The 14,439-nt window shown below is 55.5% G+C and carries 11 protein-coding genes; 5 read left to right on the forward strand and 6 right to left on the reverse strand.

The genetic code is table 11. The features are described from left to right. Nucleotides 1-65: 65 nt before the first annotated feature. From folK to thpR, 6 genes are all read right to left on the reverse strand, one after another. On the reverse strand, nucleotides 66-557 hold the full coding sequence (gene folK / locus E1B03_RS05215) for a 2-amino-4-hydroxy-6-hydroxymethyldihydropteridine diphosphokinase (RefSeq protein WP_133085797.1): 492 nt from the start codon (nucleotides 555-557) through the stop codon (nucleotides 66-68). Nucleotides 558-608: 51 nt separating this feature from the next. After that, entirely contained in the window at nucleotides 609-2,006 is a 1,398-nt protein-coding gene (gene pcnB, locus E1B03_RS05220) for a polynucleotide adenylyltransferase PcnB (protein WP_207949465.1), read from the reverse strand. Nucleotides 2,007-2,077: 71 nt separating this feature from the next. Continuing rightward, entirely contained in the window at nucleotides 2,078-2,974 is an 897-nt protein-coding gene (gene gluQRS, locus E1B03_RS05225) for a tRNA glutamyl-Q(34) synthetase GluQRS (protein ID WP_133085798.1), read from the reverse strand. A gap of 70 nt (nucleotides 2,975-3,044) precedes the next feature. Beyond that, a complete protein-coding gene (gene dksA / locus E1B03_RS05230; protein WP_003018625.1) occupies nucleotides 3,045-3,500 on the reverse strand; it encodes an RNA polymerase-binding protein DksA in 456 nt (151 codons plus the stop codon). Nucleotides 3,501-3,677: 177 nt separating this feature from the next. After that, a complete protein-coding gene (gene sfsA, locus E1B03_RS05235) occupies nucleotides 3,678-4,382 on the reverse strand; it encodes a DNA/RNA nuclease SfsA (RefSeq protein WP_103768363.1) in 705 nt (234 codons plus the stop codon). A gap of 14 nt (nucleotides 4,383-4,396) precedes the next feature. After that, entirely contained in the window at nucleotides 4,397-4,927 is a 531-nt protein-coding gene (thpR, locus tag E1B03_RS05240) for an RNA 2',3'-cyclic phosphodiesterase (RefSeq protein ID WP_103768362.1), read from the reverse strand. Between the two features lie 73 nt (nucleotides 4,928-5,000). Here thpR and hrpB point away from each other — a divergent pair, with 73 nt between their 5' ends. The 5 genes from hrpB (at nucleotide 5,001) to fhuD (ending at nucleotide 14,400) form a co-directional block, all read left to right on the forward strand. Further along, nucleotides 5,001-7,430 (forward strand): ATP-dependent helicase HrpB, encoded by a 2,430-nt coding sequence (hrpB, locus tag E1B03_RS05245; RefSeq protein WP_165955294.1) that lies wholly within the window; start codon nucleotides 5,001-5,003, stop codon nucleotides 7,428-7,430. A gap of 136 nt (nucleotides 7,431-7,566) precedes the next feature. Next, complete coding sequence (gene mrcB / locus E1B03_RS05250; protein ID WP_103768360.1) at nucleotides 7,567-10,107, forward strand: bifunctional glycosyl transferase/transpeptidase; 2,541 nt, start codon at nucleotides 7,567-7,569, stop codon at nucleotides 10,105-10,107. A gap of 308 nt (nucleotides 10,108-10,415) precedes the next feature. Further along, nucleotides 10,416-12,665: a ferrichrome porin FhuA gene (gene fhuA, locus E1B03_RS05255; protein ID WP_133085800.1), complete on the forward strand. Its 2,250-nt coding sequence runs from the start codon at nucleotides 10,416-10,418 to the stop codon at nucleotides 12,663-12,665. Nucleotides 12,666-12,712: 47 nt separating this feature from the next. Next, a complete protein-coding gene (gene fhuC, locus E1B03_RS05260; protein WP_103768358.1) occupies nucleotides 12,713-13,510 on the forward strand; it encodes a Fe3+-hydroxamate ABC transporter ATP-binding protein FhuC in 798 nt (265 codons plus the stop codon). After that, complete coding sequence (gene fhuD, locus E1B03_RS05265; protein ID WP_133085801.1) at nucleotides 13,510-14,400, forward strand: Fe(3+)-hydroxamate ABC transporter substrate-binding protein FhuD; 891 nt, start codon at nucleotides 13,510-13,512, stop codon at nucleotides 14,398-14,400. Before fhuC ends, fhuD begins: the two co-directional genes overlap by 1 nt. Nucleotides 14,401-14,439 lie beyond the last annotated feature (39 nt).

The raw sequence follows: 14,439 nt of genomic DNA on the forward strand, positions 1-14,439 counted from the left end.
GGGGGCAATTGATTTAAGCAATCGTTTGGCGCGAAAGCAGTAAAGGCTAAAGGAGAGGGAACAGTTTACCAGTGCGCGGGTTTTGCTGCGCCAAGGCGGGTGAGGGATTGATGCAGGCTGACGCCGTCCGGGAAGATCAGTTCCGGCGCGATTTCAAACAGCGGCCACAGCATAAAGCCACGGTTTTTCATGTCGTAGTGCGGTACGGTCAGACGTTCGGTATTAATTACTTCATCGCCAAACAGCATAATGTCGAGGTCCAGCGTGCGCGGTCCCCAGCGTTCAGCTTTGCGTACCCGGCCCTGCTGCAGTTCAATACGCTGGGTATTATCCAGCAACGTTTCGGGGGCGAGAGTAGTTTCCAGCGCCACGGCGGCGTTTAGATAGTCTGGTTGATCCTGCGGGCCTAACGGTGGCGTACGGTAAAATGAGGAGACCGCCACGATGTGGCTGTCGGGGATTTCACCGATCGCTTGCACGGCAGCATTAACCTGCTCCAGAGGAGAGGCTAAATTACTGCCGAGGGCGATATATACCCGTCGTCTTTCAGGCTGCATCTGTGTCGCCACCTTGATTTTACCTGAAGTCCATTGGGTGTACGCGATGGGTCATGCGGAACCTTCGCGGCGTGGCGCGCGTTTACGCGGGCGACGATGGCGACGGCGTACGTCTGGCTCTTCATCCAGCTCGTTCAGCATCCCTTTTTGTTCCGGTGGCGCTGAAACCTGGAATTCACCCCACCATTTTGCCAGTCGTTGCAGTTCGGCATTGTTTTCTACTTCGGCGCGCAGGGCCAGCAGATCGTAAGCGGCGCGGAATTTCGGATGCTCCATCAGCTTCCAGGCGCGTTTACCCTGACGGCGAGACATGCGTAGCTGCAACTGCCAGATATCGCGGGTCAGTGAGGTCAGACGTTTCGGGATAGCCAGCGAGCGGCAGGCTTCGTCCAGCACGTCGTTCATCGCCAGTGCGAAAGCGTCGTAGTAGGCCAGACCGCTTTCTTGCGCAATTTTCTGTGCGGCTTCCAGTAGCGGATACCAGAACATGGCGGCGAACAAGAATGCCGGGTTAACGCGCATATCGTTGTTAATGCGGTTATCGGTGTTCTTCAGTACCTGAGCGATGATGCGTTCCATCGGGCTGTCACCGTCTTCGGTGAAATAGCGCGTAATGGTTGGGAACAGCGGCTGGAACAGGCTGTACTCACGCAGTTTCTTATAAGTTTCATACCCATAGCCCGCCTGTAACAACTTGAGCGCTTCTTCAAACAGGCGTGCGGGAGGAATATCGTTAAGTAGCGTTGCCAGACGCGGGATCGGCTCTGCGGTTTCCGGACTGATACGCATGTCGAGCTTGGCGGCAAAGCGCACGGCGCGCAGCATACGAACAGGGTCTTCGCGGTAGCGCGTTTCCGGATTACCGATCAGGCGAATGATGCCCTCTTCGAGATCTTGCATGCCGCCGACGTAATCACGCACGGTGAAATCGGCCACGCTGTAATACAGGCTGTTAATCGTGAAGTCGCGACGCTGGGCATCTTCCTCAATGGAGCCGAAGATGTTGTCGCGCAGCAGCATACCGTTTTGCCCGCGCTGTGAGGTTGTGCGATCGGACTCGCTGCCTTCATGATGACCGCGGAACGTTGCCACTTCGATAATTTCCGGGCCAAACATGACATGGGCCAGACGGAAACGGCGACCGACAAGGCGGCAGTTACGAAACAGTTTTCGCACCTGATCCGGCGTGGCGTTAGTAGTGACATCAAAATCTTTTGGCTTTTTGCCCAGCAAAAGATCGCGTACGCCACCGCCAACCAGCCATGCCTCGTATCCGGCCTTATTGAGCCTGTACATTACCTTCAGGGCATTTTCACTGATATCTTTGCGGGAGATAGAGTGCTGCTCACGCGGGATTACCGTCATATGTGGACGGGCGACGGCAAGCTCGGCCTCGCGCTCCTCGCGGCTTAGCACCTTGCGGCAAAAATTAGCGACTCGGGTAAAAATAGTGCACCTCGGTAGTGTCAAACTTCAATCAGAACAAGTGTTGCTGTGTAAAAATAGCGGCTAATCATAGCTCAGCATGGCGCATTTGAGAATGGCGGATTTAATATCGCCGATTCTGGCACCGCTGTCAGACTCCAGTTTTCCACGGCAAACGCCAGGATCTGATCCACGCGCATCTCCTGCCACGGGATATCGTCGCGCTGGCCGAGAAAGCGCAGCGCGGCAACAATCACCGGACGCGGATCGCCTTGTGGCAGAGCAGGTGCATGATTTTGCTTGGAAAGTTTAGCGCCTTGTTCGTTTAGCGCCAGCGGCAGATGAATATAGTCAGGCGCTTGCCAGCCGAACTGTTGGTACAACGCAATCTGTCGTACCGTGGGTTCGATAAGATCGGCGCCGCGTACAATTTCCGTCACGCCCTGGAAGTGGTCATCGACGACCACCGCGAGGTTATAGGCAAACAGCCCGTCGCGCCGGTGAATGATAAAATCTTCCCTTGCAAGCTGCGGGTCAGCCTGAATCTCACCGCGCAACTGGTCTGTAAACTGCATTACCGGATGACGTTGCTTGAAACGTACCGCCGCCTGTTCAGGCCCGTGGCGTAACTCGCGACAGTGGCCATCGTAAATGCCGCCGAGGCTCTGAATACGCGCGCGTGTACAGGTGCAGTAATAGCTAAGATCCTGCTGATGCAGCCAGGCAAGCGCCTCGCGGTAGGCGTCGTGGCGCTGGGATTGCCATAAAATGCCGCCATCCCAGTGCAGTCCGTAATGTTCCAGCTGACGCAGAATCGTGTCTGCAGCACCGGGAACTTCACGAGGGGGGTCAATATCTTCAATACGCACTCGCCAGATTCCGCGACGAGCACGGGCCTGCAGGTAACTCCCGAGGGCGGCAATCAGTGAACCGAAATGTAGTTCGCCAGAGGGGGAAGGGGCGAAGCGGCCAATATAGTGTGAATCGCTCATTTTGCGGGCTAACAAATAATAAGGCGGGAGAAGCTCCCGCCTGTAGTAAACGTGGTAAAAATGACCGGAATTAACCTGCCATTTGTTTTTCGCGGATTTCTGCCAGCGTTTTGCAGTCGATGCACAGATCGGCTGTCGGACGCGCTTCCAGACGGCGAATACCAATTTCTACGCCGCATGATTCGCAGTAGCCGAAATCTTCGTCTTCTACTTTCTTCAGCGTCTTCTCGATCTTTTTGATCAGTTTGCGCTCACGGTCACGGTTACGCAGCTCAAGGCTGAATTCTTCTTCCTGTGCGGCGCGGTCCACCGGATCAGGGAAGTTAGCCGCTTCGTCTTGCATATGAGATACGGTGCGATCAACTTCATCCCTAAGTTGATTACGCCATGCCTCAAGAATACGCCTGAAGTGCGACAGCTGGGCTTCGTTCATATACTCTTCGCCCGGTTTCTCCTGGTACGGCTCCACCCCAGCGATGGCGAGAATACTCAGGGACGATGTTTTACGGTTTTGCCCTTCTTGCATGTTGCTTCTCCTTAACACGCACTATCGATCCCCATGTTCGGGGGAAAAATCAGGTCGCTATAAATAGCAGATGCTTTTCCGGATAGCAATTATCTAAACGTAACACTTGACAACCCTGTGAGGAAAAGCGTATTTGCCCACGCGCCCAGAATACTAATTAACCAAATGTTTACACCATTACAAGGTAATGGGCAACGGCTCTTTAAGAGTCATACCATGGGCAGAAAGTTCCGCTTTATAAACCAGAATTTCGACCCCCTTAAGCTGTGCTTCAACTAATAATTGCGCATATTTTCTATCAATATGGTGCGCCGGTGAAAACCGTGTAATGGCTGAATGTAGCACCGCGAAAAATATCACCGCCCGCTTGCCTTCGGCCGCTACGCTCATCAATTCCCGAAGATGTTTCTGACCTCGTTCAGTGATGGCATCGGGAAAATAACCCTGATCTTTTTCCGCCAACGTGACTGATTTCACTTCAATATAGCAGTCAGGTCGGGAATCTGCCTGTAACAAAAAGTCGATGCGGCTCCCTTCGGCGCCGTATTTTACTTCACTTTTCAACGTGCTGTAGCCTGAAACTTCTGAAATTAACGCCTGCTGGATCGACTCTTTCGTTAATCTATTAGCCCAGAGCGTGTTAACACAAATAAATGCGCCGGATTGGGTTTGCGTTAATTCCCAGGTATGTGGATATTTCCGTTTAGTATTTTCTGATGTCGAATACCAAACGGTGTCACCTGGGGTAGCGCATCCGGTCATCGCGCCGGTATTTGGGCAGTGTAGCGTTAACGCTGTGCCATCCGGTGTGATCACATCCGCTAAAAAGCGCTTGTAGCGCTGTATGAGCGTTGCTGGTTGTAAAGGAGGAGAAAATTGCATCAGCAGTCCTTTTATTATTCAGTCAGCGTCCAGCGTTGCAACTGCGTGTAACGCGTGCGTCCTCGTGTAAATGAGGAGGAGTAAAGCGCAAACTCCGTGACCGGAAACGACCAGCCAAAGCCCGGTGGAGGGATGGGAACCGCGTGGCCGGCATCGCGCAGCAGCGTGATATGCGGATGAAACGGCTGCGGGCTTTGGTAGCACCCACTGCGTGCGGCCTGCGCCCGCAGCATATTCGCCAACTGCAGCAGCCCGCGCGGTGGCTGACGCATTCCCAGCCACACGACCCTGGAGCGCAGCCATTGCCCGGCATCATCGAATTTGAGCGTAAAACCCGGTTGGCGAATACGCCCCGCGAGCTGCGACAGCGCCTGCTGCTTCTCAGCGCTGACGTCGCCTAAAAAGGCCAGCGTCAGATGCAGATTATCGGCGGCAACGGGACGACCTGCTTCAGGGGGGAATTGCGCGGCCCGCCAGTGGATTAATTGCTCCCGAACCTCGCCTGGCAATTCAATCGCAAAGAACAGCCTTTTTGGCTCAGACATGATGGATACTCGGTTATGAATTAACGCGATGCTACAATGCAGCGCGAAGAATGTTAACCCTCTGGAGCCATTTGTGACGTCGTTGCCCGTTGCCGCCGTAGTGCCTGAACTGCTTACCGCCCTTGATGCCTCGTCGCAGGTTCTGCTGACGGCGCCGACCGGTGCCGGGAAATCGACCTGGCTGCCGTTACGACTTCTTGAGCATCGCGGTATCAAGGGACGGATTATTTTGCTGGAGCCGCGCCGCCTGGCGGCACGCAATGTAGCGCAGCGGTTAGCGGAATTGCTGAATGAAAAGCCCGGCGAGACCGTGGGGTATCGCATGCGCGCGCAAAGTTGTGTAGGGCCGCAGACCCGCCTTGAGGTCGTGACAGAAGGTGTTCTGACTCGCATGATCCAGCGCGATCCCGAACTGACGGGCGTCGGGCTGGTGATTCTCGACGAATTTCACGAGCGGAGTTTGCAGGCCGATCTGGCGCTGGCGCTGTTGCTGGACGTGCAGCAAGGGCTGCGTGACGATCTGAAACTGTTGATCATGTCCGCCACCCTGGACAACGGTCGCTTACAGCAGATGTTGCCCGATGCGCCGACGATCGTCTCGGAAGGCCGTGCATTTCCCGTTGAGCGGCGGTATCAACCCTTGGCAGCGCATTTGCGTTTTGATGAAGCGGTGGCGATAGCGACGGCGGAACTATTGCGCCATGAAAGCGGGTCGTTGCTGCTATTTTTACCGGGGGTGGGCGAAATCCTGCGCGTGCAGGAGCAACTGGCAACGCGTGTGGGCGGCGATGTGCTGCTGTGCCCACTGTATGGCGCATTGACGCTTGCCGAGCAGCGTCAGGCGATTTTGCCTGCGCCGCAAGGTCTGCGCAAGGTGGTGCTGGCGACCAATATTGCCGAAACCAGTTTAACGATTGAAGGCATCCGGCTGGTGGTGGACTGCGCCCAGGAGCGCGTGGCGCGCTATGACGCACGTACCGGTTTGACGCGACTGATTACCCAGCGCATTAGCCAGGCCTCGATGACACAGCGAGCGGGACGAGCGGGCCGTCTGGAGCCTGGTATCTGTTTGCATTTGCTTGCCAAAGAGCAGGCGGAAAGAGCGGCGTCGCAGGGAGACGCGGAGATATTACAGAGCGACCTGTCCGGGCTACTGATGGAATTGTTGCAGTGGGGATGTACCGAACCCGATCAACTGAACTGGCTGGATACGCCGCCCGCCGTCAATCTGCAGGCGGCAAAACGGCTGCTGCAGATGCTGGGTGCGCTTGAGGGCGACAGGCTCAGCGCTCGCGGGCAGAAAATGGCGGTGTTAGGTAACGACCCCCGTTTAGCGGCGATGCTGGTTAGCGCCACCGATGAGAACGAAGCGGCAACGGCGGCAAAACTGGCTGCGATTCTGGAAGAGCCGCCGCGCGGCGGCAGTACCGATCTGGCAGTCGCGTTTTCACGAAATCAGCCCGCCTGGCAGCAGCGCAGTCAACAATTACTGAAACGGCTTAATGTTCGCAGCGGACAGCCCGACAGCACGCTGCTCGCTCCGTTGCTGGCGCAGGCGTTTGCCGATCGAATCGCGCGTCGACGCGGGCAGGAAGGGCGTTATCAACTGGCCAACGGCATGGGGGCAATGCTGGATGCCGATGATGCCTCCGGACGCCATGAATGGCTGATAGCCCCTCTGTTGCTACAGGGCAGCGCTTCGCCGGATGCGCGTATTCTGCTGGCCTTACCACTGGATATCGAGGCGCTGACGCAGGCATGCCCTGAGCTGCTGCAACAGTCCGATACTATCGAATGGGATGAAACCCAGGGAACGTTAAAGGCATTGCGTCGGTCGCGCATTGGTCAGCTCACGGTAAAAGTACAGCCGCTGGCCAAGCCCTCGGAAGAGGAGTTGCATCAGGCGATGTTGAACGGCATTCGCGATAAAGGGCTAAGTGTGCTCAACTGGACGCCGGAGGCCGAGCAGTTTCGCCTGCGTTTACAATGTGCGGCAAACTGGTTGCCGGAGTATGACTGGCCCACGGTAGATGAAGATTCTCTGCTGGCGACGCTGGAAGACTGGCTGCTGCCGCACATGAGCGGTGTACACTCGTTACGCGCGTTAAAAGCGCTAAATGTAGGGCAGGCGTTGCGTGGTTTGCTGGACTGGTCAATGCTGCAACGTCTGGATAGTGAACTGCCGTCGCATTACACTGTGCCGACAGGAAGCCGGATCGCCATTCGCTATCATGAGGATAATCCTCCAGCACTGGCGGTGCGGATGCAGGAAATGTTTGGTGAAGCAAAGACCCCGACCATCGCCCAGGGACGCGTGCCGCTGGTGCTGGAGCTGCTGTCTCCTGCTCAACGGCCGTTACAGGTGACGAGCGATTTGAGCGCGTTCTGGCAGGGATCGTACCGCGAGGTGCAAAAAGAGATGAAAGGGCGTTATCCCAAACATGTCTGGCCGGACGATCCGGCGAATACCGCGCCAACGCGGCGCACCAAAAAGTATTCGTAATGAAACGGTAGGCCGGATAAGGGGTTTATGCCGCATCCGGCGAAAGAGCGGTAATAATTGAGAGATTTCTTCTTCTGTCGCAGGACGGAAGAACAGAGAATCGGGCCTTTGCGCCTGAATGTTGCGGAGAAAAAGCATGGCGGGGAATGACCGCGAGCCAATTGGACGTAAAGGGAAACCATCGCGTCCGGTGAAACAAAAGGTGAGCCGTCGTCAACTCAGAGATGAAGAGTATGACGACGATTATGATGATGACGACTATGAGGATGAAGAACCGATGCCGCGTAAGGGTAAGGGCAAAGGGCGTAAGCCTCGTGGTAAGCGCGGCTGGTTCTGGCTGCTGGTAAAACTGTCGATTGTCTTTTTGGTGCTGATCGCCATTTACGGCGTGTATCTGGACCAAAAAATCCGTAGCCGTATTGATGGCAAAGTCTGGCAGCTTCCTGCGGCGGTGTATGGTCGTATGGTTAACCTTGAGCCAGAAATGCCGATCGGCAAGAACGAGATGGTGAAGCTGCTGGAGGCTACGCAGTATCGTCAGGTGACGAAGATGACGCGTCCGGGCGAATTTACCGTGCAGGCGAAAAGCATCGAGATGATCCGCCGCCCGTTTGACTTCCCGGACAGCAAAGAAGGGCAGGTGCGCGCGCGTTTGACCTTTGACGGCGATCATCTGGACACTATCGAGAATATGGATAACAACCGCCAGTTCGGTTTCTTCCGTCTCGATCCGCGTTTGATCACCATGCTTTCTTCGCCGAACGGCGAGCAGCGTCTGTTTGTCCCGCGTAGCGGCTTCCCGGACTTGCTGGTGGATACGCTGCTGGCGACTGAAGACCGTCACTTCTATGAGCATGATGGCGTTAGCCTCTACTCTATTGGTCGTGCGGTGCTTGCCAACCTGACGGCGGGTCGCACGGTGCAGGGGGCCAGTACGCTGACTCAGCAGTTGGTGAAAAACCTGTTCCTGTCCAGCGAGCGTTCTTACTGGCGTAAGGCCAACGAAGCTTACATGGCGCTGCTGATGGATGCGCGTTACAGCAAAGATCGCATCCTTGAGCTGTACATGAACGAAGTCTATCTCGGTCAAAGCGGCGACAACGAAATTCGCGGCTTCCCGCTGGCTAGCCTCTATTATTTTGGTCGTCCGGTGGAAGAGCTGAGTCTCGACCAGCAGGCGCTGCTGGTGGGGATGGTTAAAGGGGCGTCGATTTATAACCCGTGGCGTAACCCGAAGCTGGCGCTGGAGCGTCGTAACCTGGTTCTGCGTTTGCTGCAGCAGCAGCAGATTATCGACCAGGATCTGTATGACATGCTGAGCGCACGTCCGTTAGGCGTACAGCCGCGTGGTGGGGTGATTTCGCCGCAGCCAGCCTTTATGCAGATGGTGCGTCAGGAGCTACAGGCGAAGCTGGGCGATAAAGTTAAAGATCTCTCCGGCGTGAAGATTTTCACCACCTTTGATTCCGTGGCGCAGGACGCCGCAGAAAAAGCGGCGGTGGAAGGCATTCCGGTGCTGAAGAAACAGCGTAAGCTGAGCGATCTGGAAACCGCGATTGTGGTGGTTGACCGCTTTAGCGGTGAAGTTCGCGCCATGGTCGGCGGAGCTGAACCGCAGTTTGCGGGCTATAACCGTGCAATGCAGGCGCGTCGTTCGATTGGTTCTCTGGCTAAGCCTGCGACCTATCTGACCGCGCTCAGCCAGCCGAAAATCTACCGCCTGAATACCTGGATTGCCGACGCGCCGATTGCGCTGCGTCAGCCGAACGGCCAGGTGTGGTCGCCGCAGAACGATGACCGTCGCTATAGCGAAAGCGGTAAAGTAATGCTGGTGGATGCGTTAACGCGTTCAATGAACGTGCCAACGGTAAATCTGGGGATGGCGCTGGGCCTGCCTGCTGTAACCGATACCTGGTTGAAGCTGGGCGCGCCGAAAGATCAGCTTAACCCGGTTCCGGCCATGCTGCTGGGGGCGTTAAACCTGACGCCAATCGAAGTGGCGCAGGCGTTCCAGACTATCGCCAGCGGCGGGAATCGTGCGCCGCTGTCGGCGCTGCGTTCGGTGATTGCTGAAGATGGTACGGTGTTGTATCAGAGCTTCCCGCAGGCCGAACGTGCCGTTCCGGCGCAGGCGGCGTATATGACGCTGTGGACCATGCAGCAGGTGGTTCAGCGTGGTACGGGCCGCCAGCTTGGCGCGAAGTATCCGGGTCTGCATCTGGCAGGGAAAACAGGGACCACCAACAACAACGTGGATACCTGGTTTGCCGGGATCGACGGCAGCCAGGTGACCATCACTTGGGTGGGCCGTGATAACAACCAGCCAACCAAGCTATACGGTGCCAGCGGCGCGATGTCGATTTATCAGCGTTATCTGGCGAACCAAACGCCGACCCCGTTGGTGCTGACGCCACCGGAGGATGTGGTGGATATGGGCGTAGACTACGACGGCAACTTCGTTTGTAGCGGCGGGATGCGCACGCTTCCGGTATGGACCACCGACCCGGATTCACTGTGTCAGCAGGGAGAGATGCAGCAGCAGTCGGGTAATCCGTTCGATCAATCTTCTCAACAGCCGCAGCAACAGCAGCCTCAACAGCAGCAACCGCCGCAGCAGGAGAAGAAGGACGGTGATGGCGTGGCCGGTTGGATCAAAGAGATGTTTGGCGGTAACTAACGCCTGCTTAAAAACCCGCTCCGGCGGGTTTTTCTTTTTTGCGCTATCTATATAGTTTTAGTTTGCCTTGCCTGATGGCGCTGCGCTTATCAGGCCTACGGAATGAAGGCAGCCATCCGGTACATTATTCGTTAAAACATTTCAGCCTAATTTATTAACCCTTTCTTTTCATCTGGTTATTTCTTAACCCCTCAGTTTTAGTAGGGGCGCGTATTGCTTGCTATCTCGCCAGAGTTTCGAATATCATGCTGCCGTTATAATAATAATTCTCGTTTACGTTATCATTCACTTTCATCAGAGAAATACCAATGGCGCGTCTTAAAACTGCTCAGCCAAGTTCATCACTGCGTAAAATCGCAGTAGTGGTAGCCACAGCGGTTAGCGGCATGTCTGTCTATGCACAGGCGGCGGTTGACCCGAAAGAAGAAACCATCACCGTAACTGCAGCACCTGCTCCGCAGGAAAGCGCATGGGGGCCAGCGGCAACCATCGCTGCACGACAGTCTGCCACGGCGACCAAAACAGATACCCCTATTCAGAAAGTTCCGCAGTCTATTTCAGTGGTCACCGCCGAAGAGATGGCGTTGCATCAGCCGAAATCGGTTAAAGAAGCACTCAGCTACACCCCTGGCGTTGCCGTGGGTACGCGTGGTGCGTCTAATACCTATGACTACCTGATTATTCGCGGATTTGCCGCCGACGGCCAAAGTCAGAATAACTATCTGAATGGTCTGAAGATGCAGGGCAACTTCTACAACGATGCGGTTATCGACCCTTATATGCTTGAGCGCGCCGAAGTGATGCGCGGTCCGGTTTCCGTTCTGTACGGAAAGAGCAACCCAGGTGGGTTGTTGAATATGGTCAGCAAGCGTCCGACAACGGAACCGCTGAAAGAAGTTCAGTTCAAAATGGGCACTGACAGCCTGTTCCAGACCGGTTTTGACTTCAGCGACGCGCTGGATGACGACGGCGTGTTCTCATACCGCTTGACCGGCCTGGCGCGTTCCGCGAATGCGCAGCAGCAGGGCGCAGAAGAACAACGTTATGCTATCGCGCCATCTTTCACATGGCGTCCGGATGATAAGACAAACTTCACCTTCCTCTCCTACTTCCAGAACGAGCCGGAAACCGGTTATTACGGCTGGTTGCCGAAAGAGGGGACCGTGTCCAAACTGCCAAACGGTTCGCGTCTGCCGACCGATTTCAACGAAGGTGCAAACAACAATACCTATTCTCGTAACGAGAAGATGGTGGGTTACAGCTTCGACCACGAATTTAACGACACCTTTACCGTGCGTCAGAACCTGCGTTATGCGCAAAACAAGGTTTCGCAGAATAGCGTGTATGGCTACGGTATGTGCTCCGATCCGCTCTATACCAAGGATCCGGCTAACAGTCCTTGCGCCAGCATCCCCCAGTCCGATTGGGATCACACGCTGACTCGTCAGTACGTTGACGATAATGAAAAATTACAGAACTTTGCTGTTGATACCCAGTTGCAGAGCAAATTCGCTACCGGTTCCCTGGATCACACATTGCTGACCGGCGTTGACTATATGCGTATGCGTAACGATATCAACTCCTGGTTTGGTTGGGCTGGTTCTGTACCGCCATCAGATATCTATAACCTTGACCGTAGCGACTTTGATTTCGGGGCGCATACTGGACCGGGTGCTGCCTACCGTGTTCTGAATAAACAGGAACAAACGGGCCTGTACGCTCAGGATCAGATGCAGTGGGATAAGGTACTGGTCACTCTGGGCGGTCGTTACGATTGGGCTAAGCAGGACTCACTGAACCGTGTTTCTGGCGCGCTGGACTCCCGTGATGACAGACAGTTCACCTGGCGTGGCGGTGTTAACTACCTGTTCGACAACGGTGTGACCCCGTATTTCAGCTACAGCGAATCGTTTGAACCTAGTTCTCAGGTCGGGGAAAGCGGCAATATCTTTGCGCCATCTAAAGGTAAGCAGTACGAAGCGGGTGTGAAGTACGTACCGAGCGATCGTCCGATCGTGATCACCGGTGCTGTTTACCAGTTAACCAAAACCAACAACCTGATGGCCGACCCGAACGGATCGTTCTGGTCAGTTGAAGGCGGCGAAATTCGTTCACGTGGTGTGGAAATCGAAGCGAAAGCGGCGCTGTCAGCCAGCGTCAACGTGGTCGGTTCTTATACCTATACCGATGCGGAATACACCACCGACACCAACTACAAAGGCAACACGCCTGCCCAGGTGCCAAAACATATGGCATCACTGTGGGGAGATTACACCCTCTATGATGGCGCGCTTTCCGGGCTGACGTTGGGTACGGGGGTTCGTTATACTAGTTCGAGCTATGGCGATCCGGCAAACTCCTTCAAAGTGGGAAGCTACACGCTGGTAGATGCGTTAGTACGATACGATCTGGCGCGTGTTGGTATGGCTGGTTCCAACGTGGCGCTGCACGTGAACAACCTGTTTGACCGTGAATACGTCGCCAGCTGCTTCAATACTTATGGCTGCTTCTGGGGCGCGGAACGTCAGGTCGTTGCAACCGCAACCTTCCGTTTCTAATTTCTTTTTGGGCACGCTTTGCGTGCCCGTTTTACAAGTTGGCTGCTATGCAGGAAAACAGATCCCATCCCGACACCACTTTTGCGTTGCGTAATGTCTCCTTTCGTGTGCCTGGCCGCACGCTTTTGCATCCTCTCTCATTAACTTTTCCTGTGGGGAAAGTGACCGGTCTTATTGGTCATAACGGTTCCGGAAAATCGACGTTATTGAAAATGCTGGGACGCCATCAGCCGCCGTCGGAAGGTGAAATCCTGCTCGACGAACAGCCGCTGGAGAACTGGAGCAGCAAAGCGTTTGCCCGCAAGGTCGCCTATCTGCCGCAGCAGTTGCCGCAGGCGGAAGGGATGACGGTGCGTGAACTGGTGGCGATTGGCCGCTATCCGTGGCACGGGGCGCTGGGACGTTTTGGTGTTGCCGACAGAGAGAAAGTCGAAGAAGCGATTTCGCTGGTCGGCTTAAAACCGCTGGCCCATCGTCTGGTTGATAGCTTGTCCGGCGGAGAACGCCAACGCGCGTGGATTGCCATGCTGGTGGCGCAGGACAGCCGCTGCCTGCTGCTTGACGAACCGACCTCCGCGCTGGATATCGCTCATCAGGTTGACGTGCTGGCGCTGGTGCATCGCTTAAGCCAGCAGCGCGGGCTGACGGTGATTGCGGTGCTGCACGATATCAACATGGCAGCCCGTTACTGCGATTACCTCGTTGCGCTGCGCGGCGGTGAAATGATATCCCAGGGAACGCCAGCTGAACTGATGCGCAGTGAAACGCTGGAACAGATTTACGGTATCCCGATGGGCATTTTGCCGCATCCGGCCGGTGCCGCACCCGTGAGTTTTGTCTATTAATGATTGAATTACATCATATTACCCGTCGGCGGCTGCTTACGGCGATGGCACTGTCTCCGCTACTGTGGCGGATGAATACGGCGCATGCTGGGGCGGTTGATCCACAGCGTATTGTGGCGCTGGAATGGTTGCCGGTTGAGCTGTTACTGGCGCTGGGTATTACGCCGTATGGCATTGCCGATATCCCTAACTACAAGCTGTGGGTTAATGAGCCTCCTCTCCCGGAGTCGGTGATTGACGTCGGGTTACGCACGGAACCCAATCTCGAACTGCTGACCGAAATGAAACCCTCGTTTCTGCTCTGGTCGGCAGGCTATGGTCCTTCTCCCGAAAAGCTGGCGCGGATTGCGCCTGGTCGGGGGTTTAATTTCAGCGACGGCAAAAAGCCGCTGGCCGTTGCACGACAATCGCTGCAGGAAATGGCGCAATTGTTCAATCTTCAAGCCTCTGCTGAACGCCATCTGACCGAGTACGATCGTTTTATCGCCAGCCTGAAGCCGCGCTTTATTCAACGCGGCGCACGCCCTGTGCTTCTCACTTCCCTGCTTGATTCGCGACATATGCTGGTGTTTGGCCCAAACAGCCTGTTCCAGGAGGTGCTGGACGAATATGGGATCCCCAACGCCTGGCAGGGAGAGACTAACTTTTGGGGCAGTACCGCCGTGAGTATTGACCGTCTGGCTGCCTTTCAGGATGTCGATGTGTTGTGCTTTGACCACGGTAACGATAAAGAGATGGCGGCACTGATGTCCACGCCGTTGTGGCAGGCGATGCCGTTTGTCCGTAGCGGGCGTTTTCAGCGCGTGCCGGCCGTGTGGTTCTATGGCGCAACGCTATCGGCAATGCATTTTGCCCGAATTTTGGATAATGCGTTGGGAGGCAAAGCGTGAGCAGGAAACTTGAAGTGCCGGATAGCGTCGCGAAAAGCG

It is taken from the genome of Citrobacter arsenatis (genome assembly GCF_004353845.1).
GTDB classification, from domain to species: Bacteria; Pseudomonadota; Gammaproteobacteria; order Enterobacterales; family Enterobacteriaceae; genus Citrobacter; species Citrobacter arsenatis.